This window comes from Catenulispora sp. GP43, assembly GCF_041260665.1.
Classification (GTDB): domain Bacteria; phylum Actinomycetota; class Actinomycetes; order Streptomycetales; family Catenulisporaceae; genus Catenulispora.
In genome coordinates, this window is record NZ_JBGCCT010000002.1 from 618,029 (window position 1) to 641,431 (window position 23,403).

At 72.1% G+C, this 23,403-nt stretch carries 21 protein-coding genes; 7 read left to right on the plus strand and 14 right to left on the minus strand.

Annotated features, from left to right (window positions below; genetic code table 11):
* Positions 1 to 3: 3 nt before the first annotated feature.
* The 5 genes from ABH926_RS06525 to ABH926_RS06545 form a co-directional block, all read right to left on the minus strand.
* Complete coding sequence (locus ABH926_RS06525) at positions 4 to 762, minus strand: endonuclease/exonuclease/phosphatase family protein (RefSeq protein WP_370364427.1); 759 nt, start codon at positions 760 to 762, stop codon at positions 4 to 6.
* Between the two features lie 2 nt (positions 763 to 764).
* Positions 765 to 1,907: an ABC transporter permease gene (locus ABH926_RS06530; RefSeq protein WP_370364428.1), complete on the minus strand. Its 1,143-nt coding sequence runs from the start codon at positions 1,905 to 1,907 to the stop codon at positions 765 to 767.
* On the minus strand, positions 1,904 to 2,884 hold the full coding sequence (locus ABH926_RS06535; protein ID WP_370364429.1) for an ABC transporter ATP-binding protein: 981 nt from the start codon (positions 2,882 to 2,884) through the stop codon (positions 1,904 to 1,906). The genes ABH926_RS06530 and ABH926_RS06535 overlap by 4 nt, the downstream gene beginning before the upstream one ends.
* A gap of 92 nt (positions 2,885 to 2,976) precedes the next feature.
* A complete protein-coding gene (locus tag ABH926_RS06540) occupies positions 2,977 to 4,209 on the minus strand; it encodes a hypothetical protein (RefSeq protein ID WP_370364430.1) in 1,233 nt (410 codons plus the stop codon).
* Between the two features lie 40 nt (positions 4,210 to 4,249).
* The gene (locus ABH926_RS06545; protein WP_370364431.1) at positions 4,250 to 5,257 is read right to left on the minus strand and encodes a GlxA family transcriptional regulator; all 1,008 of its coding nucleotides are present in this window, start codon (positions 5,255 to 5,257) and stop codon (positions 4,250 to 4,252) included.
* A 71-nt stretch (positions 5,258 to 5,328) separates the two neighbouring features.
* Between ABH926_RS06545 and ABH926_RS06550 the strand changes: the two genes are divergently transcribed.
* On the plus strand, positions 5,329 to 6,588 hold the full coding sequence (locus ABH926_RS06550; protein ID WP_370364432.1) for an MFS transporter: 1,260 nt from the start codon (positions 5,329 to 5,331) through the stop codon (positions 6,586 to 6,588).
* Between the two features lie 78 nt (positions 6,589 to 6,666).
* Positions 6,667 to 7,929 (plus strand): serine hydrolase domain-containing protein, encoded by a 1,263-nt coding sequence (locus tag ABH926_RS06555; protein WP_370364433.1) that lies wholly within the window; start codon positions 6,667 to 6,669, stop codon positions 7,927 to 7,929.
* 3 nt (positions 7,930 to 7,932) lie between these two features.
* Here ABH926_RS06555 and ABH926_RS06560 read toward each other — a convergent pair whose 3' ends face one another.
* Genes ABH926_RS06560 through pdhA form a run of 3 tightly spaced genes read right to left on the minus strand, consistent with a single transcriptional unit; the run spans position 7,933 to position 11,428 of the window.
* A complete protein-coding gene (locus tag ABH926_RS06560) occupies positions 7,933 to 9,279 on the minus strand; it encodes a dihydrolipoamide acetyltransferase family protein (protein WP_370364434.1) in 1,347 nt (448 codons plus the stop codon).
* The gene (locus ABH926_RS06565; RefSeq protein WP_370364435.1) at positions 9,276 to 10,292 is read right to left on the minus strand and encodes an alpha-ketoacid dehydrogenase subunit beta; all 1,017 of its coding nucleotides are present in this window, start codon (positions 10,290 to 10,292) and stop codon (positions 9,276 to 9,278) included. Before ABH926_RS06565 ends, ABH926_RS06560 begins: the two co-directional genes overlap by 4 nt.
* Entirely contained in the window at positions 10,289 to 11,428 is a 1,140-nt protein-coding gene (pdhA, locus tag ABH926_RS06570) for a pyruvate dehydrogenase (acetyl-transferring) E1 component subunit alpha (protein ID WP_370364436.1), read from the minus strand. Before pdhA ends, ABH926_RS06565 begins: the two co-directional genes overlap by 4 nt.
* A 119-nt stretch (positions 11,429 to 11,547) precedes the next feature.
* Here pdhA and ABH926_RS06575 point away from each other — a divergent pair, with 119 nt between their 5' ends.
* A complete protein-coding gene (locus tag ABH926_RS06575; RefSeq protein WP_370364437.1) occupies positions 11,548 to 12,057 on the plus strand; it encodes an Lrp/AsnC family transcriptional regulator in 510 nt (169 codons plus the stop codon).
* Positions 12,058 to 12,076: 19 nt separating this feature from the next.
* Here the strand turns inward: ABH926_RS06575 and ABH926_RS06580 are convergent, their stop codons facing one another.
* The 5 genes from ABH926_RS06580 to ABH926_RS06600 are packed head-to-tail and all read right to left on the minus strand — an operon-like array spanning position 12,077 to position 19,686.
* On the minus strand, positions 12,077 to 13,381 hold the full coding sequence (locus ABH926_RS06580; RefSeq protein WP_370364438.1) for a nitrate/nitrite transporter: 1,305 nt from the start codon (positions 13,379 to 13,381) through the stop codon (positions 12,077 to 12,079).
* Between the two features lie 33 nt (positions 13,382 to 13,414).
* Entirely contained in the window at positions 13,415 to 13,795 is a 381-nt protein-coding gene (nirD, locus tag ABH926_RS06585) for a nitrite reductase small subunit NirD (RefSeq protein ID WP_370364439.1), read from the minus strand.
* Positions 13,795 to 16,374, minus strand: coding sequence for a nitrite reductase large subunit NirB (gene nirB, locus ABH926_RS06590; protein WP_370364440.1), 2,580 nt, complete (start codon positions 16,372 to 16,374; stop codon positions 13,795 to 13,797). Before nirB ends, nirD begins: the two co-directional genes overlap by 1 nt.
* 46 nt (positions 16,375 to 16,420) lie before the next feature.
* Positions 16,421 to 17,566, minus strand: coding sequence for an NAD(P)/FAD-dependent oxidoreductase (locus tag ABH926_RS06595; RefSeq protein ID WP_370364441.1), 1,146 nt, complete (start codon positions 17,564 to 17,566; stop codon positions 16,421 to 16,423).
* Entirely contained in the window at positions 17,563 to 19,686 is a 2,124-nt protein-coding gene (locus ABH926_RS06600; RefSeq protein WP_370364442.1) for a molybdopterin oxidoreductase family protein, read from the minus strand. Before ABH926_RS06600 ends, ABH926_RS06595 begins: the two co-directional genes overlap by 4 nt.
* Positions 19,687 to 19,877: 191 nt before the next feature.
* Here ABH926_RS06600 and ABH926_RS06605 point away from each other — a divergent pair, with 191 nt between their 5' ends.
* Together ABH926_RS06605 and ABH926_RS06610 are read left to right on the plus strand one after the other, a co-directional pair.
* Entirely contained in the window at positions 19,878 to 21,053 is a 1,176-nt protein-coding gene (locus ABH926_RS06605) for a uroporphyrinogen-III synthase (protein WP_370364443.1), read from the plus strand.
* Positions 21,054 to 21,185: 132 nt separating this feature from the next.
* Complete coding sequence (locus ABH926_RS06610; protein WP_370364444.1) at positions 21,186 to 21,989, plus strand: aminoglycoside 3'-phosphotransferase; 804 nt, start codon at positions 21,186 to 21,188, stop codon at positions 21,987 to 21,989.
* Here ABH926_RS06610 and ABH926_RS06615 read toward each other — a convergent pair.
* Entirely contained in the window at positions 21,959 to 22,360 is a 402-nt protein-coding gene (locus ABH926_RS06615) for a hypothetical protein (RefSeq protein WP_370364445.1), read from the minus strand. The two genes, ABH926_RS06610 and ABH926_RS06615, sit on opposite strands and share 31 nt — an antisense overlap.
* A 288-nt stretch (positions 22,361 to 22,648) precedes the next feature.
* Between ABH926_RS06615 and ABH926_RS06620 the strand changes: the two genes are divergently transcribed.
* Positions 22,649 to 23,023 (plus strand): VOC family protein, encoded by a 375-nt coding sequence (locus ABH926_RS06620; RefSeq protein WP_370364446.1) that lies wholly within the window; start codon positions 22,649 to 22,651, stop codon positions 23,021 to 23,023.
* 42 nt (positions 23,024 to 23,065) lie between these two features.
* A complete protein-coding gene (locus ABH926_RS06625) occupies positions 23,066 to 23,377 on the plus strand; it encodes a hypothetical protein (protein WP_370341447.1) in 312 nt (103 codons plus the stop codon).
* Positions 23,378 to 23,403 lie beyond the last annotated feature (26 nt).

A 23,403-nucleotide genomic window follows, 5' to 3' on the forward strand; every position in this document is an offset into this window, starting at 1 on the left:
CCCTCAGCCGATCGTGGCCGCCACCCCATAGTGGTCGGACAGGAACCGCTCGCGCCCGTCGGCCATCCGCACCTTGTCCCGCAGCACCACCTCGGCCTTGGCCATCAGCCCAGGCGTCACCAGCACCTGGTCCAGCGCCGCGCCGTCCCAGCCGGGCACCGGGCGGAAGGTGGTCGCCGCGTCGCCGTCGAAGGCGTCGCGCAGACCGGAGGCGGCTTCGAAGCCCTCCAGGAGCCAGGAGTCGCGCGGGACGTTGAAGTCCCCGACCGCGATCACCGGCTCGCCGGAGTCGATGCGGCGCACCGTCGTGGCCAGCCGGGCCAGCTCGCCCTGCTGGACGCGGGTGAACGGGGCGGCCTTCGACCAGTCCGTCTGGTGGTTGGGGCTCAGGTGCGTGTTGGCGACGGTGAAGAACTCCCCGTCGGCGGCGAAGCGCGTCAACAGCACGCCGCGGCGCATCAGCAGGTCCCGCCGCCATTTGTCGGGCGCCGCCAGGACGCGGTAGCGGTGGCCGACCAGCGGGATGCGGGACAGGGTCAGCAGACCTCCGGCGACGCGCGGCAGCCGGACGCCTGAGGCGGCGTAAGGGAAGGCGGACCTGGTGAGCTTGCGGATGAAGGCGAAGTTCTGCGGGATCCACAGCTCCTGCAGGCAGACCACGTCGTAGTCGGACTCGGCCAGCACCCCCGCCAGCGCGCGCAGACGCACCCTGGGCTCGTCCTTGTACAGCGTGTTGAACGACAGCACCCGAACCTTCGGCACGACTACGCCCTCCTCCCGGCGGTCCAGGCGACCCGCATCGGGACCTTGGACCCGAACCGCAGCACAGAGTTCTCATACACCCGGGCGCCGGCCGCGACGATCCCCACGGTCAGCACGGCCATCAACCCGATCGCCACCACCGGCTCCCACCACGAGGCGTCCCCGCCGGCGATGCGCACCGGCTGGATCAGCACCGAGAACGGCGGGATGAGCGACAGCACCCGCACCCAGACCGCGTCGGGGTTGCTCAGCGCCGCGAACGCCGCGAAGTACGGCACCATCAGCAGCAGGTTCAGCGGCTGCACCGCGGTCTGCATCTCCTCCTGCCGCGAAACCCGCGCGGCCACCGCGGCGTAGGCCGAGGCGTAGAAGATGTAGCCGAGCACGAACCAGACCGCGACGATGCCCACGGTCTGCCAGATCTGGCCGCTCATGTGCAGCGCCCCTGTCGCCGACCCGGCGCCGATGCCCACCGCGGCGGTGGCCGCCAGCTGCAGCAGCCCCAGCGCCCCGATCCCGATGATCTTGCCGGTCAGCAGCACCCGCGCCGAGGTGCTGGACAGCAGCACCTCGATGACCCGGCTGGCCTTCTCCTCGACCACCCCGGTCGCGACCCACATGCAGTACGCGATCATCTGGCTGAACAACATGATCTCGGCGATCAGCGCGACGGTCTTGCGCTGCCCGGCATCCGGATCCTTGGGCGCCAGCTTGACGGTCGTCTGGCCCTGCACCTGGTCCAGATCCGGGACCTGCGAGGCCAGATTCGCCCCGGCCAGCACCGGCGCCAGCTTCGGATCGACGGAGTCCTGCACGAAGATCTGCCCGCCGTCCACGAGCGCGTCCATCTTGCCGCTCTTGACCAGCGCCTGCGCCCCCGCGGAGTCGGTGACCACACTGGAGCTCAGCTTGATCTTGTAGGCCGGCGCCTGCCGCTCAGCGATCTGCTGCTCGGCGGCGGCGCGCGGACCGGCGAAGCCGACGGTGAAGGACGGCGTCTTGTTGTGCCCGGAGACCAGCGACGAGATCACCACGGCGACCAGCACGATCAGCAGGGAGATGGCCACCGAGATCGCGAAGCCGCGGTCCCGGCCGCGCTCGCGGAACTCGCGGCGCATGACGAGGCGGACGGCGTTGCGGTTCACGCGGGGGCTCCTTCGGGCTCGGGGCGGCTCGCGTCGTCGGCGACATCACCGCTGCCGGATTGCGCCGAATCCTCGTCGCCGCCCTCGCCGCCATGATCCGCGACCGCCTCCCGGAACAGATCCGCCAAGCTCGGCCGCAGCGGCGTGAACTCCCGCACCGGCCCCAGGGCCCGCGCGGCGTCCAGAATCGCCTGGTCGTCGGCCTGTGCCGACAGGATCAACATCGTCGTCGGCCCGTACTCGGCCGACTCCACACCGGCCAGGCCGTCGGCCCAGCCCGGGGCCGCGTCCGTCCCGATCCGCAGGGCCCGCTCGGCGCGCGAGGCACGGAGCACGTCGACCGTCCCGGTGGCGACCATCCGGCCCCGGTAGATGATGCCGATGGAGTCGCACAGGCGCTCGACCAGTTCCAGCTGGTGGCTGGAGAACACCACCGGCACGCCCTCGGCGGCGCGCTCGCGCAGGACCTCGGCCAGGCTGTCGACGCCGACCGGGTCCAGCCCCGAGAACGGCTCGTCCAGCACCAGCACCGCCGGGTGGTGCACCAGCGCCGCGGCCAGTTGCACGCGCTGCTGGTTGCCCAGCGACAGCGCCTCGACGCGGTCCTCGGCCCGCTCGGCGACCGACAGGCGCTCCATCCAGTACGCGGTGGCCTTCTCGGCGTCGCGGCGGCTCAGGCCGTGCAGTTCGGCGAGGTAGCGGAGCTGGTCGCCGACGCGCATCTTCGGGTACAGGCCGCGCTCCTCGGGCATGTAGCCGAACGTCCGGCGGGTGGCGGTGTCCACCGGTCTGCCCTGGAAACGCACCGTTCCGGCGTCCGGTTCCAGCACGCCGAGCGTGATCCGCATCGTGGTCGTCTTGCCCGCGCCGTTGGTGCCGACGAAGCCGTACAGCTCCCCCGGACGCACCGAGAACGTCACACCGTCCAACGCGACGCGGTCGCCGTAGCGTTTGCGCAGCCCATCCAGTTCCAGCATCAAGCCTCCCGATTCGCCTGGCCCGATCCTAGCCACCGGACGCCGGTGAACGCCGTGGTCAGTACAGCCACGAAGTCAGTGCAGCCGCTGAATCAGTGCAGCCACGGCAGCGGCCGGTCCAGCACCTCCTCCCGCCGCATCTCGGCGGCCGCGGCGTTCACCCCCGCGTTCAGGTCCCAGAACGGCCCGTCGCGCACCGCCGCGGCCAACGGCGCCGCCGACCCCTCGACCATCGACGCCCGGACCTCCGGCGCCAGCGCCTCGATCGAACCGGCATACGCCAGCGCCAGACTCCACACGACTTCGGGCTCTGACACAGCCGCCAGCCGCCCATAGGCCGTGCGGCGCGTCTGCGGCTGCAACCAGTCCCCCGCGAGCTTGATCAGGCTGTGCATCCAGACCGCGTCGTCCTCGGGCGCGGCGGCCAGCAAGTCGAGGAACTGCTTCTGGCCGTGCTCCAACAGCTTCGCCAACGACTTGCGCACCGCGTCGGGCCGGTCGCGCACCGCCAGATACGCCTGCCGCCGAACCGCGCCGCCGGCGAAGTCGTGCTCCCGCACCGCCATGGCGATCTCCGCCTCCCCGGGCCGCTCCAGCAACAAGGCCAGGACGGCATCGGGGGCGAACGCGTTGCCCGCCAGATTCGCCCGCGCCCGGCGGCTGCCCCGCGGGCTCAGCGTGTACTCGACCAACGCCCGCGACAGCGGCATGTAACCGGCCATCCGCTCGGCGGAGCCGGCCCGCCACACCGCGGTGCGGCCGGTTGCCTCGGTGAAGAACCGGCGCGCGCCCTCGGCCGGCGCAAGGGCGAGCAGGATGTTGGCCGGACGCCACAGGTGCCCGATCCAGGCGCGGGGACGCGAGGGCGGCACACTCAGATAACCGACGACGCCGATGTCGCGACGTCCGGTCAGCAGCGAGGCCAGCGAGCCGGGCCAGAAATCGACCTGGTCGACCAGATACGCCCAGCGCGAGGGGTGATCGGCGACCGCCGCGCGGATCACCGCGGCCAGCACCGGGCCGGCAGCGGCCACCTCCCGCTCGGCCAGCACCGACACCGCGACCGCCGCGGGCCGCACCTCGAAGAGCACATCGCGGGTGCTCAGCGAGCCGGCCTTCAGACCCTGGATCGTCAGCTCTCGAAGATGCGTGAGGACGCCGGCGCGGTCAGGGTGCTCGACGAAGTGTCTCAGGGCTCGCCGATAGTGCGCCATCGACGGCCGGGCACCGAACGCCGGTGGCGGCGGAGGCGCCGGGATCCGCGCCTCGACATGGCACGGCCGGCCGAAGCCGCCGTGGTAGTCGGGCTCGAAGTCGTCGTCCAAGCCCGTTCCACAGAGGAACTCTCGGTCATCACCCAAAGAATCAGACCCCTGGTCTGCGGAACGTCCGCCGGTAGTCGCTGGGCGCGACCCCGACCACCTCGGTGAAATGGTGCCGCAGATTCGCCGCCCCGCCAAGCCCGGCCGCCGAGGCGACGCGCTCCACCGGCAGGTCGGTCGTCTCCAGCAGGCGGCGCGCGTGCAGAACCCGTTGCTCCGTCAGCCATCTGCCCGGCGTGGTGCCGACGGCGGTGTGGAAGCGGCGGATCAGGGTCCGTTCGGCGACGTTCGCCTGCCGGGCCAGGTCGGCGACGGACAGCGGCTCGGACAGGTGGGTCCGCATCCAGTCCAGCAGCGGGCCCAGGCTGTCCTGCCGGTCCGGCGGCGGCGCGGGCGTCTCGACGTACTGCGCCTGCCCGCCGCTGCGGTGCGTCGGCGCCACCAGCCGCCGGGCCAGGGTGTTGGCCAGGTCCGCGCCGTGGTCGGCCGCGACCATCGCAAGGCACAGGTCGATGCCGGCCGTGGTGCCCGCGCTGGTGAGCACGTCGCCGTGGTCGATGTACAGGACGGCCGGATCGAGGTCCACGGCCGGGAAGCGGGCCTGGAACTCCTGGGCGTACAGCCAGTGCGTGGTGGCGCGGCGACCGTCGAGCAGCCCGGCGGCGGCGAGCACGAAGGCGCCGGAGCACAGAGACGCCACACGGGCCCCGTTCGCGTGCGCCTGCCGCACGGCCGCGACCAGGTCCGCCGGCGGTTCGGCCATGACGTCCGGGACCGCCGGCACGATGACGGTGTCCGCGGTGGCCAGCGTGGCGTAGGTGTCGGCGCCGAGCGCGGTGAAGCCGCCGGAATCGACGGTCCCTGATTCGGGGTTGCAGACGCGGACGTCATAGCCGAGGTCCGGCATGCCCGGCCGGATCCGCCCGAACACCTCGACCGGGATCGAGATCTCGAAGATCGGCGCACCCTCGGCGACCGCCACGGCGACGACGTGCTTGCCCGGGTGTTTTCCCGTGTGCTTCCCCGTGTTCCGACCAGCGCTCTTACCCATGGCAGTATTTTAGCGCTACATGTCATTCCTGCCACTGGGCAGCGCCGCGGAGGCTAGGGATCATCAGACATGTGAGCCTTACAGACGTGGAGAAGACCGCGGTCCAGAGCCCGCCGCGGACGCACAAGGAGACCTGGGCACGCGCCGCGCTCGCACTGACCGCGGTCGGCTGGGGCGCCAACCAGTTCGCGCCGATGGTCCTGCTGTACCGGGAGCGGCTGGGCGTCTCGGCGTCGGCCGCGGAGGCCATCTTCGGGCTGTACGCGGCCGGCCTGGTCCCGGGCCTGCTGGTCGCCGGGCCGCTGTCGGACCGCGTGGGCCGCCGGCCGGTCGTGACCTTCGCGGTGCTGCTGTCGATGCTCTCCGGCGTGGTGCTGATGCTCGGATCGCACGGTCTGGCGTGGCTGTCCACCGGCCGCGTGCTGATGGGGGTGGCCAGCGGCGCGGCGTTCAGCGCGGGCAGCGCCTGGGTGAAGGAACTGTCGGCCGCGAACGCGGCGGCCGGCGCCGGAGCCCGGCGCGCGTCGATCGCGATGACGGCCGGCTTCGGCATCGGCCCGCTGGTCGCCGGGGTGCTGGCACAGTGGGGCCCGACCGCGTATGAGACTCCTTATATTCCACAACTGGTACTCGCCGCGTTCGCACTGGTTCTGCTGGCCCGCACGCCGGAAACCGTGCGGCGCCGCCAATCCGGCGTCCTGCGCGGCGGCCTGCTGCGCCTGCGCGGCTTCTCCGACCGGCGCTTCGTCGGCGTGGTGCTGCCGCTGGCACCGTGGGTGTTCGGCGCAGCGACCATCGCCATGGTCTACCTGCCGGGCCTCACCGCGGGCCACGTGAAGGGCATCTCCCTGTTCTACGCCGGCGCCGCGGCGATGGTGACCGCGATGTCCGGGGTGCTGATCCAGCCGTTCGCCCGCCGCGTCGCCGCCTCCCCCGCCGGCCGGGACCGGGCCCGGCCCCGGCTGCTGACGCAGGGCGTGGCGCTGGTGACGGTCGGGACGCTCGCGGACGCCGGGGTCGCCGCGCTGAGCGGCCTCGGCGCCTGGCAGGCGGTGCTGACGCTGCTGGCGGCGGTCGTCATGGGCTTCGGGTACGGCGTGCTGCTCGTCTTCGGTCTGGCCGAAGTCCAGCGGCTGGCCCCGCCGGAGGATCTGGCGGGCATGACCGCGGTGTTCCAGGCCTTCTCGTACCTCGGCTTCGCGGCGCCGTACCTGTTGTCCGCGCTGAAGAACGTCGCCTCGCCGAGCACGCTGCTGCTCGCGGTCGCCGTACTCGGCGCGCTGACGATGGTCGTGACGCTGCGGAACGCGCGGGCGACGGCCGACCGCTAGGACGCGCTCCGACCTTCTACAGAGACTCTTTGCAGAAATGTTTGCAGAGAGTCTCTGCAATCCCCTACGCTGCCTCGCATGGGAACCATCACCAAGCGCAGGGCCGCGGCCGCCGCTTTCACCGCTTTCGCTACGGCCCTGACGGGGGTCGCCCTCGCGACCGAGGCCTCTGCGGCCACGCCAACGGCCGCCGCCACCACGGTCGGCACCACCGCAGTCGGCGCCGCCATGTCGCCGCGCACCACCGCCCCGGCACTCAACACGGCCGCGCTCCAGCAGGCGATCGCCATCCGGCCGGGAGAGGCGGCGGCTGGAGCGGTCGCCTTCGTGCAGAGCGACGGGCAGATCTGGCAGGGATCGTCCGGCGACACCCAGACCGGCACGCCGGTCGCCGACGACGCGCACTTCCGCATCGGCAGCATCAGCAAGACGTTCTCGGCCGTGGTCCTGCTGCAACTGGCCGCCGAACACCGCGTCAACCTGGACCAGAGCGTGCAGCACTATCTGCCCGGACTGCTTCCGGACAGGTTCCAGCCGATCACGGTCCGCCAGCTCCTGAACATGACCAGCGGCCTGCCGGACATCGGCGCCGGCGGCCCGAGCCTGAGCACCGACCAACTGATCTCCGAACGCTTCGAGTACCAGACCTTCCGGCAGATCATCGACTCCACGCTGCGCCCCGAAGGCCGCCCGGCGCCCGGCCCGCTCTTCGCCCCCGGCACCGCGCAGTCCTACAACTCGCTGAACTACCGCATCATCGGGCTGCTGATCGAGCACGTCACCGGCCACTCCTTCAGCGACGAGGTGAACGCGCGCATCGTGCGCCCGCTGCACCTGACCGGAACCTTCGTGCCGCAGGGCGCGCCGCAGATGCCGAGCCCGTACATGCACGGCTACCTGACCGGCAGCCAGGGCACTGTCGCGGACGTGAGCGAGGCGGGCGGCGACCCGTCGAGCATGATCTCCACAACTCGCGACCTCGACCGCTTCATCACCGCGCTGTTCCAGGGCCGCCTGCTGCCCCGCGCACAACTGACGCAGATGTTCGCCCTCCCCCACGACGCGAACGGCGACCTGCTCCCCTATACGGGCGACTCAGGGAACTGCCAGACCGGCCCGCAGAAGGGCAAGGCCTGCTTCGGCCTCGGCATCAACAGCGACACCCTCCCCGACGGCACCGTCCTGTGGGGCAAGACCGGCGAGGACATGGGCTACTTCACCGCCATGTTCGCCAGCCGCGACCTGCGGCACGTCGGGGTCGTCTCGACCGGGGTCACCGACGTGGCCGCTGAGGCCGGGCTGGCGAACGCGAACAGGTTGGCGGTCGCGGCTTTCGCGTGAGCCTTACAAACCGCGCAGCAGCCGCGCGGGTTCCTCCACGAGATCCGCGACGTAGCGCAGGAACCCGCCGGCCACGCCGCCGTCACACACGCGGTGGTCGAACGTGAACGACAGCTGCGTCACGTGCCGGACGGCCAGCTGGTCGTCCACCACCCACGGCTTCTTCACGATCCGCCCCACGCCGAGCATCGCCGCCTCGGGGTGGTTCAGGATCGGGGTGGAGCCGTCGACGCCGTAGACGCCGTAGTTGTTCAGGGTGAAGGTCGAACCGGTCAGGTCGGACACCGGCAGCGAGCCGGCGCGGGCCGCGGCGGTCAGGCGCTCGAACTCGGCCGCCAGCTCCTCGGTCGACATCAGGTGCGCGCCGTGCACGACCGGGACGACCAGGCCGCGGTCGGTCTGCGCGGCGAAGCCGAGGTTCACGTCGGCGTACCGGACGATCTCCTGCCGCTCGACGTCGACCGTCGCGTTCAGCTCCGGGTAGCGGGCCAGGCCGGCGACGCAGATCCGGGCCAGGACGGCCAGCAGGCTGATCTTCCGCGCGGACGCGTCCTTGTTCAGCGCCGCACGCAGCTCCATCAGGCCGGTCGCGTCGACGTCGACCCACGTGGTCGCATCGGGGATCTCGCGGCGGGAGCGGGACAGCTTGTCCGCGACCGTCTTGCGCAGGCCGCGCAACGGAACGCGCTCACGTTCGGCGATGCCGGTGCTCGACGGCGCGGGAGCCGGAGTGGCCAGGGCCGCTTCGACGTCGCGCCGCATGATCAGGCCCTCGGGACCGGAACCCTGCACGGAAGCCAGGTCGAGCCCGCCTTCCTTCGCCAGGCGACGGACCAGCGGTGAGATGACGGCGATCCGGCCGCCGTTCTGCTTGGTGGCGACCGGCTCCGCGTTGGCGGGAACGGCCACCGGCGCGACATGCACCCGCGGTGGCGCGGCACCGTGCCCGCCGAACCCGCTGACCACGCGCCGCCGCCGGACCCCACCGGTCTCGGCGGTCCCGTACCCGACCAGCACGTTGCCGGAGCTCTGCTTGGCCTTGCCATTGCGCGCCTCGGCGTCGAGCCGGGCCCGATCGGCCGGCTCCTCCGGCGCGGCCCCGACCGCGACCGCCGCGGCGATGCTGATCAGCGGCTTGCCGACGTCGACCACGTCGCCGACCGCCCCGTGCAGCTCGACGACCTCGCCGGCGTAGGGGCAGGGCACCTCCACCGAGGCCTTCGCGGTCTCGACCTCGCACACCACCTGGTCCACCGAGACGTGCTCGCCGACGGCCACGTGCCAGGCGATGATCTCGGCCTCGGTCAGGCCCTCGCCGAGGTCCGGGAGCAGGAACTCCCGGGCGCTCACCGGTCCTCCCACTGCAGCGACGCCACCGCGTCCAGGATCCGGTCCACCGAGGGCAGGTGGTGCCGCTCCAGCTTCGGCGGCGGGTAGGGGATGTCGAAGCCGGTCACCCGGCGCACCGGCGCCTCAAGCCAGTGGAAGCACCGCTCGGACACCCGCGCGGCGATCTCCGCGCCGGTGCCGCCGAACCCGACGGCCTCGTGGATCACCACCGCGCGCCCGGTCTTGCGCACCGAGGCGGTCACCGTCTCGTCGTCGAACGGCACGAGCGAGCGCAGGTCCACGACCTCCAGGTCGTAGCCCTCGGCCGCGCCGGCCTCGGCGGCCTCCAGGGCGGTCTGCACCGTCGGACCGTAGGCGATCAGCGTCGCGTCAGTACCCTGACGCCGCACGGCCGCCTTGCCGATTTCCGGGCCGGAGGTCGTCAGCTGGTCCTTGGACCAGTACAGCCGCTTGGGCTCCATGAAGATCACCGGGTCGTCGGACTCGATCGCCGCGCGCAGCAGCGTGTACGCGTCCGACACCGTCGCCGGCGTCACCACGTGCAGGCCGGGGGTGGAGACGAAGTACCCCTCGGAGGAGTCCGAGTGGTGCTCCACGCCGCCGATCCCGCCGCCGTAGGGCACCCGGACGACCACCGGAAGCGGCAGCCTGCCGCGGGTCCGGTTGCGCATCTTGGCCAGGTGCGAGGCGATCTGCTCGAACGCCGGGTAGGAGAACGCGTCGAACTGCATCTCCACCACCGGCCGGAAGCCGTACATGGCCATGCCGATCGCGGTGCCCATGATGCCGGCCTCGGCCAGCGGCGTGTCGAAGCAGCGGTTCTCGCCGAAGTCGCGGGTCAGGCCGTCGGTGACGCGGAAGACGCCGCCGAGCACGCCGACGTCCTCGCCGAAGACGACCACCTTCTCGTCGGCCGTCATCGCGTCGCGCAGCGCCCGGTTCACGGCCTGCGCCAGGGAGATCTCCCGCACCTCGGCACCCTGGGTCTTGGCGCCGTCCAGAGTCGCGGTCATCGGCCGGCCTCGCTCTCGGCGTCGATTTCGGCCTGGAGCGCGGCGGCCTGCTCCAGCAGCTGCGGCGTGGGCTCGGCGTAGACGTGCGCGAACATGTCGCGGTGGTCCACCTCCGGCTCCTCGCCCAGCCGGGTCCGCATGTCGGCGGCGAGCTCCTCGGCGGCCTGGTTCGCCTCGGCCACGACGTCCTCGGTCAGCAGTCCGGAGGCCTTCAGGTAGGTCTCCAGCCGCGCCAGCGGGTCGCGCGCCTTCCAGTACTCGACCTCCGACTCGTCCCGGTAGCGGGTCGCGTCGTCGGCGTTGGTGTGCGCCTGCATCCGGTAGGTGACGGCCTCGATCAGCGTCGGGCCCTGGCCGGCCCGGGCGCGCTCGGCGGCCTCGGAGACGGCGCGGCGCACCGCGATCACGTCGTTGCCGTCGACCCGCACGCCGGCCATGCCGTAGCCGACGGCCTTGTGCGCGAGCGCCGCGGCGTGCGTCTGCTTGGCCAGCGGCACCGAGATGGCGTACTGGTTGTTCTGCACGAAGAAGATGGCCGGGGCCTGGTAGACCGCGGCGAAGTTCAGCGCCTCGTGGAAGTCGCCCTCGGAGGTGCCGCCGTCGCCGCAGAACGCCAGCGCCACGGTGGCGTCGCCGGCCAGCTTGGCGGCCAGGGCCACGCCGGTGGCGTGCGGCGCCTGGGTGGCCAGCGGGGTGCACTGCGGGGCGGTGCGCCAGTGCTGCGGGTCGTAGCCGCAGTGCCAGTCGCCGCGCAGCAGCGTCAGGGTCTCGACCGGGTCGATGCCGCGGGTCACCATGGAGACGCAGTCGCGGTAGGTCGGGAAGAACCAGTCGGTGGGGCGCAGCGCCAGGATCGCGCCGATCTCGCACGCCTCCTGGCCGAAGGAGGAGGGGTAGACCGCGAGCCGGCCCTGCCGGACCATCGTGGTGGCCTGGACGTCGAACCGCCGGCCGATCACCATGGCGCGCCAGGTGGCCAGCAGCTCCTTGGGGTCCAGCTCGGGGGCGTCGTCGCGCAGAGCGCCGGACAGCGCGCCGTGCTCGTCGAGGTACTGCAGCGGCGAGGGGTCCAGGATCGCGTCGAACCCCAGCGGGAAGCCCGACCCGGTCTTGTCGGGCGTGGCTAGAACTGTCACGTCGTCTCCAACTCAACATAGCCACGTGGCGGCGTTGCCATCGGCTGTGTGATGCCGATTGTTTGTTCGGCGGACACCGCCTGACCAGTAACCTCGCAAGATCGGAGACAATCGGAAGCATGAGTACCGCTAACCCGGGCCAACCGTCCACCCTGGACGACACGGACCGCCGGATCGTCCACCTGCTCCAGCAGGACGGCCGGATGTCGATGCGCGACCTGGCCGCCGCCGTCCACGTCTCCCGGGCGCACGTCTACACCCGGGTGAAGCGCCTGCTCGACGAGGGCGTGATCCGCCGCTTCACGATCCAGGTGGATCCCGAGCGCGTCGGCTTCAGCACCTCGGCCTACCTGACCATGAAGGTCGAGCAGAACAGCTGGCGCCAGATCCGCGACAGCCTGGCCGCCCTGCCCTGGGTCGAGCACGTGGCGCTGGTCAGCGGCGACTTCGACGTGCTGCTGCTGGTCCGCAGCGCCTCGAACAAGACGCTGCGGGACCTGGTGTTCGCCCATATCCAGAACATGCCAGGGGTGCGCTCCACCCGCACCTTGCTGGTCTTCGACGAGACGGACCATCTGCCGGCGCTGCCAGGGGATCCGGAGCTCGTGCCGGACGACGCCGAGGAGTGACTCAGGCGCCCAGAGTGATTCAGGCGACCCGCCGCCGCAGGAACACGGCCCAGGTCAGCGCCGCGCACAGCGCGTAGAACACCAGGAACGTCCAGTACGCCGCGTCACCGTTCTTGGTACTGAGGAACGACTGCCGGAACGCCATGTTCACCAGCACTCCCCCGAACGCCCCAACGGCCCCGGCCAGCCCTATCAGCGCCCCGCTCAGACGCCGGGCATCGGCGTCGGCCTCCCCGGCGAACAGCCCCGGGATCATCTTGTAGACCGAGCCGTTGCCGACGCCGCTGAACACGAACAGCAGCACGAAGCCGGTCACGAACACCGGCAGCGAGGCCGCGCGCGAGGCGGCCAGGACGATGCCCGCACCGGCGGCCATCAGCGCGAAGGTCGCGAGCGTGACCCTGGCACCGCCGAGCCGGTCGGCCAGCCGGCCGCCGACCGGCCGGGACAGGGAGCCCAGCAGCGGGCCCAGGAACGTCAGGTAGGCGGCGTCCACCGGGGTCGCGAACTGGCTCTTGAACTGCACCTGCAGCACCTGGCCGAAGGCGAAGCCGAAGCCGATGAAGGACCCGAAGGTGCCGATGTAGAGCACCGACACGATCCAGGTGTGGCCCCGCCTGGCCACCTGGCGGATCGCGCCCTTCTCGGCACTCCGGTTCGGCAGGTTGTCCATGTACAGCGCCGAGCCGACGGCCGCCACCACGATCAGCGGCAGGTAGATCCCGGCGACCAGGCCCGGATGCCCCTTGCCGCTCCAGGCCAGCACCGCCAGCCCGACCAGCTGCACGGCCGCGACGCCGATGTTCCCGCCGCCGGCGTTGAGCCCCAGCGCCCAGCCCTTGAGCCGGTCGGGGTAGAAGGCGTTGATGTTCGTCATCGAGGAGGCGAAGTTCCCGCCGCCCACGCCGGTGACCGCCGCCAGCACCAGCAGCGTCGAGTACGACACCCCCGGCTTGATCAGGAAGGCGGCCAGGCCGCAGGGCACGAGCAGGACCAGGGCGCTGAAGACCGTCCAGTTCCGGCCCCCGAACCGGGTGACGGCGAAGCTGTACGGCAGCCGCAGCACCGAGCCCACCAGCGTGGGCAGGGAAGTGAGCAGGAACTTCCCGGCGGCGTCGACGTGGTAGTCCGGGCCGAGGAACAGCACCAGCACCGACCACAGCGACCACACCGAGAAGCCGATGTGCTCGGACAGGATCGACAGGGCGAGGTTGCGGCCGGCGATGCGGCGCGCGCCGACCGCCCACAGCTCCTCGTCCTCAGGGTTCCAGGCGTCCAGCAGGGCCTTGTCCGACAGAGTCCGTTCGGTAGTGATTGCTGACATACCCGCAACCTACGAATGCCCTGTTTCGCCTGTTCAAGCCGCCGGAGTCGGCTCCGTGAGGAGTTCCGCATCCGCCGCCGTCCCGGATGTGACATCCGGCGCGACCCACACCACACCCCGGTGCCGGCGCACGGCGAACACCGGAAGCCGCACGTCCGGGGCCTCCAGGGCGACGCCGGTCGCCAGGTCGAAGACGTCCTTGTACATCGGGGAGGCGACCGTGGCGGTGCCGTCGCCGCGCATGCCGGTGATGCCGCGGGAGATGACCGAGGCGCCGCAGAAGGGATCGGTGTTGCCGACCGCGTAGAGCGATCCGTCACCGAGCCGGAACAAGGCCACCGCCTCGTCGCCGACCAGCGCCGCCACGCCGCGGCCCGGTTCCAGCTCCGCGTACTTGCACACTGGTGTCCACATCAGCGCCTCCCAAGGGTGAGCAACGGCTTGATCTGCCCGCGTTCGGGGACGAACGCGACGGTCGGGTCGGGGGCTTCCGGCGCGTTCACGAACGTCGCGAAGCGGGCCAGCTTCACCGGGTCGTCCAGCACCGCGCGCCATTCGTCGGTGTAGGCCTCGACGTGCGCGGCGATCAGCGCCTCCAGCTCCGCGCCGCGCTCCTCGACGTCGTCGATCAGGACACTGCGGAGCTGGTCCAGGCCGCCCTCGTAGCGCTCGACCCAGGTCGCGGTGCGCTCCAGCCGGTCGGCCTCGGCGATGTACAGGGCCAGGAAGCGGTCGATGGTGCGGACCAGCGTCTCGTCGTCGAGGTCGGTGGCCAGCAGGTCGGCGTGCCGGGGCCGGGCCCCGCCGTTCCCTCCGACGTAGAGATTCCAGCCGCGTTCGGTGGCGATGACGCCGACGTCCTTGGACTGGGCCTCGGCGCACTCCCGGGCGCAGCCGGACACCGCCATCTTGATCTTGTGCGGCGCGCGCAGGCCCCGGTAGCGCAGCTCCAGGTCGATGGCCATCTTCACCGAGTCCTGGACGCCGTAGCGGCACCAGGTGGAGCCCACGCAGGACTTCACGGTCCGCAGCGCCTTTCCGTAGGCGTGCCCTGATTCGAAGCCGGCATCGACCAGTCGCCGCCAGATCTTCGGCAGGTCGGCCATCGTCGCGCCGAACAGGTCGATGCGCTGGCCGCCGGTGATCTTCGTGTAGAGGCCGAAGTCGCGCGCCACCTCGCCGATGACGATGAGCTTGTCCGGCGTGATCTCGCCGCCCGGGATGCGCGGCACGACGGAGTAGGAGCCGTTGCGCTGCAGGTTGGCCAGGACGTGGTCGTTAGTGTCCTGCAGGGCGGCCTGGCCGCCGTCCAGGACGTGCGGCTTGCTGTCCTCGGCGGCCAGCAGGCCGCCGAGGGAGGCCAGGATGGAGCCGACGGCGGGCTTGCAGACGTCGCAGCCGTCGGTGACAGGGTTGGCAGCGGTCGCGGCGGTGCCGTGCTTGGCCAGCAGTTCGGCGTAGGTGGTGATGCGATCGCGGCGGACGACGGTGTAGAGCTCGGCGCGGGTCTGCGAGAAGTGCTCGCACAGGGCCGAGCCGCCGCCGGCTCCGGAGTCCTTGATCAGCGCCTTGACGGAGGTGACGCAGGACCCGCATCCGGTCCCGGCCTTGGTGCAGGCGCCGATCTCCTTGGGCGTCACCACGCCGTCGCCCTCGCCGGCCAGGTCGTGGATCGCCGCGCAGATCGCGCCCTTGGTGACGTTGTGGCAGGAGCACAGCACGGCGGCGTCCGGCAGCGCGGACGGCCCGATCGCGGCGGAGCCGGCGGTCCCGGCCGGCAGCAGCAGGGCCTCCGGCGCGGCCGGCGGCTGCGCGCCGACCAGGGCGCGCAGCGTGCCGTAGTCGTCGGCGTCGCCGACCAGGATGCCGCCGAGCAGCCGGCCGTCCTGGGCGATGGTGAGCTTGCGGTAGACCTGGCGGCGCGAGTCGCTGTAGGTGGCGGACATGGCGCCGTCCTCGGTGCCGAACGCGTCGCCGAAGCTGGCCACCTCCACGCCGAGCAGCTTGAGCTTGGTGGAGGTGTCGGCGCCGGTGAAGGCGCGGTCCTCGGCTTCCTTCGCGATGTGCGCGGCGGCTGCCTCGGCCATCTGATAGCCCGGCGCCACCAGGCCGTAGACCCGGCCGTCGGCGGCCAGGGCGCACTCGCCGATGGCGTAGACGCGCGGGTCGGAGGTGCGGCAGAGCTCGTCGACGGCGATGCCGCCGCGTTCGCCGACGTCCAGGCCGGCCGCGCGCGCCAGGCTGTCCTCGGGGCGGACGCCGGCGGCGAAGACGACCAGGTCGGCGTCGATGGTCTCGGTGGTGTCGCCGCGGACCGCCTGGACGGCTGTGGTCACGCCCTCGGCGTCGACCACGACCTTGTCCAGGCGGGTGCCGGTGTGCAGGGTGACGCCGAGCTCTGCGATGCGGCCCTGCAACGCGGCCGCGCCGCCGTCGTCGACCTGCAGCGGCATCAGGCGGGGCGCGAACTCCACGACCGTGGTCTTCAGTCCGAGGCTGGTCAGGGCCTTGGCGGCCTCCAGTCCGAGAAGCCCGCCGCCGACCACCACACCGGCACTGCGGCCGTTCTCGGCAGCGTACGCGGCGATGGCCTCGACGTCGTCCAGGGTGCGGTAGACGAAGCAGCCGGGCGCCTGGTGGTTCTCCACCGGCGGCACGAACGGCCGGGAGCCGGTGGCCAGCACCAGGGTGTCGTAGCCGCGCACGCCGCCGTCCGCGGTGGTGACGGTCTGCGCCCGGCGGTCGACGTCCACCACGGCGACCCCGCTGAGGACCTCGACGGCGCCGTCCGGATACGGGTCCAGGTGCAGGCCGCCCTGGTCGCGGTCGTCGAACCACGAGGAGAGACGGACCCGGTCGTAGGCGGGCCGGTCCTCGGCCCCGAAGACGGTGACGGCCGGCGCCGGATGCCCGTGCTCCAGCAGGCTGGAGACGAAGCGGTGGGCGACCATGCCGTGACCGACGACGAGAACGGTGCGCTGCGAGGGGCTCATGCCCTCAAGACTCGTCCCGCGCCGTTTCCCTCCCGCTTCGGCTTTGTTACACGCCGCCGAAACCGCCCGCACCGCGCCCGGCCCCCGATGTGAGAAGGGCGGCCGGCAGCCGCGGCGCGGGCGCCGCCGGCCGGGCGATGGCCTGCGCGAGGGCAGCCGCCGCACCGACATCGCCGACCAGCGCGGCCGCGACCGGCACGTCGCCGTCCAGCGCCAGGACCTTGCGCGTACGGCGGCGCTGGTCGGTGAACTGGATGGCGGCCTCGGCGCCCGGCCGGCCCAGGACGGCGACGTCGGCACCGGGGATGCCGTAGGTCCGCAGGCGCAGAGGCGGCGCGGCCGCCGGCAGCGGGGACGTGCCGCCCGCGATCGCGGAGGCGGCGCGACGGGCGTCGTCGAGGGCTGCGAGGGCGCCGGCCGGCCGATCGACTGCCTCGGCGCAGTCGCCGATGGCGAAGATCCGCTCGTCGCCGAGGGAGCGGCCGGATGTGTCGACCAGAATTCCGCGACCGACCGGCAGCCCGGCGGCCCGGGCCAGCGCGATGCGGGGCCGCACCCCGCAGGCGAGGATGACGAGGTCGGCACTCGGCCAGGTGCCGCCGGTCGCGGCGCTGACGTCAGTGTCGCAGTGCACGACGATGCCGGCCCTGGTCAGGGATCCGCCGAGCAGGGCGGCCGATTCGGCATCGAGCCACCGGGAGAGGAGGTACGGGCCGCGGTGCAGGAGCTCGACGCGGATCCCGCGGCTGGCCAGCGCACAAGCGGTCTCCACGCCGAGCGGCCCACCGCCGACGACAGCCACGCGGCGCAGCTTCCTGTCGACCTCATTCAAGATCGTCCGCACATCGGCGAGCGTCCTGAGCGCCACCGCGTTCCCCCGCACCGGCGGAATCACCGGCTCGGCCCCGGTCGCCAGCACCAAGTGATCGAACTCGGCCCTGGCGATGCCGCGCAGCGGGCTGGTCCGGTAAGTCAGGCGCGGGTCATTCAGCGTCGGCAGCTCGATCGCCCCCGGCGCGTGCTGCCCGGCAAGCAGATCTGTCAGCAGAACCCTGTTATAGGGGTAGCCGGCCTCCCCCGCGTGCCACGTGATCGTCCCGTCGAACCGCGCATCGGCCAGAAGCCGCCGCACCACCTCATGCCCGGCAAGCCCGGCACCGGCCACCACCACCCGCGTCACCACTCGCGTCACCGCGCCGCCTCCACCCGGACCGCCGCCGTCTTGAACGCCGGCATGCCCGACACCGGGTCCGTCGCGCGTCGCGTCAGGGTGTTCGCGCGCCCCGGGCCGGCCCAATGGAACGGCATGAACACGGTGTCCTGGCGAATCAGGCCACTGATCCGCGCGGGTGCAATCGCCGTACCGCGCCGGCTCGTCACCCGCACGGGATCCCCCTCCGCGACCGCGAGTGCCGCCGCCAAATCAGGGTGCAGCTGGACGAACGGTCCCGGCTCGGCGGCGTTCAGCGCACGCACCCGGCGCGTCTGCGCCCCCGACTGGTACTGCGCCAGCACACGTCCGGTGGTCAGCCGGTACGGGAAGTCCGCGCACGGCTCCTCGATCGCCGGCTCGCACGCCACCGGCACGAACCGCGCCAGGCCGTCCGGGGTCCCGAAGGCGTCCAGGAACATCCTCGGCGTGCCGGGGTGATCGGGCGTCGGGCAGGGCCAGTGCAGACCGGCGCCCTCGGAGGTCTCGTCCAGCCGCTCGTGCGAGAGCCCCGAGTAGTCTGCGACTCCCCCGGCGGAGGCCTCGGCGAGCTCCGCGAACACCTTCTCCGGCGAGGTCAGGAAGCCCGGCCATCCCAGGCGCTCCGCCAGGGCGCCCATGACGTCCAGGTCCGAGCGCACTCCGTCGGGCGGCGCCACGGCTTGCCGGCGTAGCAGAACCCTGCCTTCCAGGTTCGTCACGGTCCCGGTCTCCTCGGCCCACTGCGTCACCGGGAACACCACGTCCGCCATCGCCGCCGTCTCCGACAGCACGACGTCGCACACCGCCAGGAAGTCCAGCGCCCGCAACCGCGATGTCACGAACTCCGCATCGGGCGCCGACACCACCGGATTCGATCCGGCCACCAGCAGAGCACGTATATCAGTACCGCACGACGCCAGCAGCTCCACCGCCGGCCGTCCCGGCCCCGGCAGGGCCTCGGGGCTGATCCCCCAGACTCCCGCGACGTGTTCGCGCGCCGCCGGATCGGTGATCTTGCGGTAGCCGGGAAGCTGGTCGGCCTTCTGGCCGTGTTCGCGTCCGCCCTGGCCGTTGCCCTGGCCGGTGATGGCGCCGTAGCCGCAGTACGGACGGCCCGCCTTGCCGGCGGCGAGCGCGAGGTTGATCCACGCGTTCACGGCGTCGGCGCCGTCGGCCTGTTGTTCGGTGCCGCGCGCCGTCAGCACCATGCCGGTGCTTGAACCTGTGCTGGAGCCGGTGCTGGAGCCGCTGCCGGCGAACATCCGCGCCGCCTCCCGCAGGTCCCCTGCCGGGACGCCGCACACCGCCTCGACACGTTCGGGCCACCAGCGCTGGGCTTCGGCGCGCGCCTCGTCGAAGCCGCTGGTGCGGGCGGCGATGAAGGCGCTGTCGATCAGGTGCTCGGCGATCAGGACGTGCAGCAGCCCGGCGGCGAGCGCCGCGTCTGTCCCGGGAACCGGCTGGAGGTGCAGGTCTGCCTGCTCGGCGGTCCGCGTCCGCCGCGGGTCGACCACGATCAGCCGGCCGCCGTTGTCGCGTTGCGTGGTGAAGTACCGCAGCGCCGGCGGCATCGTGTCGGCGAGGTTGGAGCCGACCAGCAGGATCACGTCGGTGTGCGCCACGTCGGCCAGCGGGAACGGCAGGCCGCGGTCCACGCCGAAGGCGCGCTGGGAGGCCGCGGCGGCGGCGCTCATGCAGAAGCGGCCGTTGTAGTCGATGTGCGGGGTCTGCAGGACCACGCGGGCGAACTTGCCCAGGGAGTACGCCTTCTCGTGCGTGAGTCCGCCGCCGCCGAAGACGCCGACGGCCGCCGGTCCCCGGTCCGCGGCGATCGACTCCAGCCGGCCGGCCGCGACGTCGAGGGCTTCCTCCCAGCTCACCGGTTCCAGCTCGGCGCCGCGGGTGCGGCGCAGCAGGGGCGAGGTCAGCCGGAGCGCCGGGTTCAGCAGCTCCGTGGAGGTCGCACCCTTCTGACACAGCGCTCCCTTGTTGACCTGGAAGGCCTCCCATCCGGCGGCGCGCAGCTCAGTGCCCCCGCCGCCGTCGGCGTGCAGCTCCATCCCGCATTGCAGTGCGCAGTACGGGCAGTGCGTGCGGCTGAGCGGGGAGGGCGAGTCCATGGGCCCAGCCTCGCGAGTGTGCGTTTCCAGCGCGGCGCGCCGCCGTTACCCGTGCGCGACGGAGGTCTCACATCGTCAACTCCGCGACATGACGGGTTGCCCGTGGGACTCGAACTGGGGCGCGGACCGTCTTACCGCCCCGTATCCGGTCGGCAACACCACCGTAATCGGGCCCGGAGATAGTGCGGCTCATGGACACCGCGACAACCGAATCCGACACACAGGGTTCACCGACCCCCTCCCAGGCCGGACCGCTCCCCGAACCCCTGGTCGGCTGCGTCGTGGCGATCACCTCCGACAGACGGCGGGAGGAGCTCGGGGCGATGCTGCGGCGGCGCGGTGCCGAGATCATGATGGCCCCGACCATGCGCATCATCCCTTTGGCCGATGACCGGATGTTGCGAGCCGCGACCGAGGAGTGCCTGCGCGAGCCGTTGGACTACGCGGTGGCCACGACCGGGATCGGGTGGCGCGCGTGGATCTCGACGGTCGAGGGCTGGGGCCTGGCCGACCCGCTGGCGGCGGTCCTGGGCTCGGCCGCGCTGGTCGCCCGGGGCCCGAAGGCGACCGGCGCGATCCGGCAGTGTGGAATGCGCGAAACCTATTCGCCGCCGTCGGAGTCCTCGACCGAGCTGCTGTCCTGGCTCCTGGCCCGGGACCTGGCCGGCACCCGGATCGCGGTCCAGCTGCACGGCAGCGCCGACACCGCCTTCCTGGACGCGCTGCGCGGCGCCGGCGCCGACGTGGTCCCGGTCCCGGTGTACCAGTGGGGCGCGCCGCAGGACACGACCGCGGTCGGCCGCCTGGTGGAGGCGGTGGTACGGCGACAGGTGCACGCGGTGGCGTTCACCTCGGCGCCCGGCGCGGCGGCGTTCCTGGCCGCGGCCGAGAACGACGGCAGCCTGACCCGGGTGGTGGACGCGATGCAGGCGGACGTCCTGGCGGCCTGCATCGGACCGGTCTGCGCGGCGCCTCTGGAGCCACACGGCATCACCCCGGTGTGGCCGGACCGCGGACGGCTCGGCTCCCTGGCCCGGGTGATCACCCAGGAACTGCCGCCCCGAGTCCGCCGCCGGCTGAACACCCCCGGCCGCGACATCGTGGTCCAGGGCAACGCGGTCCTGATCGACGGCCGCGCGGTCCCCCTGTCGCCGCTGCCGGCCGGCGTCCTGCGCGAGCTGGCCCGCCAGCCCGGACGCGTACTCAGCCGCGCCGAGCTGCTGCGCCGGGTCTGGACCGGCATGCGGCGCGACGAGCACGCGGTCGAGGCGACGGTCGCCCGGCTGCGGACCTCGCTCGGGGAGCACGCGGACGTGGTGGCGACGGTGACGAAGCGGGGGTACCGGCTGGCGGTGGATCCGAGCTGAGGATGGCGGGGCGGGGCGGGGCCGGCGGCTGGCAGCCAGGGGTCGGCTCGGCGGTCGAGTCTGCGGTCTGCGGTCTGCGGTCGGCCCGAATAATCCAAGGTCCGCATCCCCGATCGCTGGCATCCTGCCAAGGTGACCTCGCTCAGCTTCACCTCCATCCCCGCCCCCGACCACCCGGTCCCCGACCAGATCCGCCAGACCGCCGCCGGCCGCCCGATCCTGCCGGTCTGGCACAACGAGGGCGCCACCACCTTCCGCCTCGGCGAGGGTCCGGCCGCCCGCTTCGCGAAGTGGGCGCCGGCCGGCAGCGGCGTGGATCTGGCCGGTGAGGCGGCGCGGATGCGGTGGGCCGGGGCGTTCGTGACCGTGCCGCGGGTGCTGGAGCAGAACTCGGATTCGCAGGGTGCGTGGCTCGTCACCGCCGCGCTCGACGGCGACATGGCCGTGACCGACCGGTGGAAGCAGGATCCGGCGACCGCCGTCCGGGTCATCGGCGAGGCCCTGCGCGGCCTCCACGACGCGCTGCCCGTCGCCGAGTGCCCGTTCAGCGCCTCGGCCCAGGAGCGGGTCGCCGAGGCCGAGCGCGCCGCCGCCGGGCGTGCGCACCGCACGCTGCACCCCGACTTCGCCGGCCTGGCGCCGGCCGACGCGCTCAAGCGGGTGGCCGACATCCCGCCGGTGGACCTGCTCGTGGTCTGCCACGGCGACACCTGCGCCCCGAACACCCTGCTGTCCGCCGACGGCCGTTTCGCCGGGCACGTGGACCTCGGCGCGCTCGGCGTCGCGGACCGCTGGTCGGACCTGGCGATCGCCACCTGGTCGACGACCTGGAACTACGGCCCAGGCTGGGAGGAGCCGCTGCTCGACGCGTACGGGATCGACCCCGACCCCGAGCGCACCGAGTACTACCGGCTGCTGTGGGAGGTCGGCCCCTGAGCCGATGCGGGGGCCGCCGCCGGAGCAGTCGCAGGACCCTGAATCGCGATCCGCCACCGCTCCACCAGCAGCGGCACCAGCACGTTCCGCCAGATCTCCAGATCGACCTGCCCACTGGTCATCCCGCCGCGCGCCAGCTCCTCGCGGTAGATCCGGTCCGTGGTCTGGTCCTGCAGGTCGTTCCCGGCAAGCCAGCGGAACGCGGAGCGCAGGATCTCGACCAGGTCTTTCTCGGAGCTGGGCAGGACCCGTTTGGCCAGCATGGTGCGCATGGACCGCCACAGATACGGATCCCCGCGCAGGCCCCACGTCGCCGGTTCCGGGTCGAAGAGGTCGCCGATCGTGCCGACCGGCGCGTGGCCATCGATCATGTCGCCAAAGTTCCTTCAGTCGCCGCGTCTACCGCAGATCTTCCCGAATCTGCGCGGCGCTCACAACCCGCGCGCGGCTGAAAGTCGGCGAAGAATCCGGTAGCGTCGAAACCGTGAACACCGGACCGGCCTCGCGCCACGCACGGATCGGCGACCCGGTGGCAGGCTGATCGCCCGTCGGGTACGCCAGGGGCCCTCCCGGCGCCCGGCACGCGGACCTCCCAGCAACTCGTGCACCCACCAACCACGAGTCCTGCTGAACCCGAACCCTCGGAGAGGTCACACCGCATGCCCGCGACGTTCAACCACACCATCATCGCCGCCAAGGACCGCCAGGAATCGGCCCGCTTCTTCCGCGAACTGCTCGAAGCCGCCGAAGCACCGTCCTGGGGCCCGTTCACCAACATCCAGCTCGCCGACGGCGTCCTGCTCCAGTTCGCCGAGCCGCCGGTCGAGATCCAGATGCAGCACTACGCCTTCCTGCTCGACGACGAGCACTTCGACCGTGCCCACCGGCGCCTGTGCGAGGACGGCGTCACCCACTGGGCCGACCCGCAGATGACCAAGCCCGGCGAGATCAACCACGAGCACGGCGGCCGCGGCGTCTACTTCCTGGACCCGGCCGGCCACGGGATCGAGCTGATCACGCGGCCCTACTTGTAGAGACGGCCCGCATCGTTCGAACACTTGTGCGACACTGGGGGCGTGACGAGAGAACGACGCTATTTCGGTCTTGATCACCCGCGACTGGTCCTCACCCTCCTGCGGACCCTGGTCCACGAAGGACCCGTCGTGATGGCCATGAGGAACAACGCCCTGGGCCTCAACGTCCATCAGGACGGCCCGGGATCGGACGTCCGCGAAACGCTTCTGTCGGCCGTCCAGCTGCTCGCGGCCCTGGCGCAGGACAACGCAGCGGCCACCGGCCGGACCTTGGAAGAGGTCGTCGACGAGCTGTCGATCAAGTTCGAGCTGGCCAACATGCGACCGTCGGGCTTGGACGACCTCGAGCCGTAGCCGCGTGGTCCCGTGGCCCCGTGGTC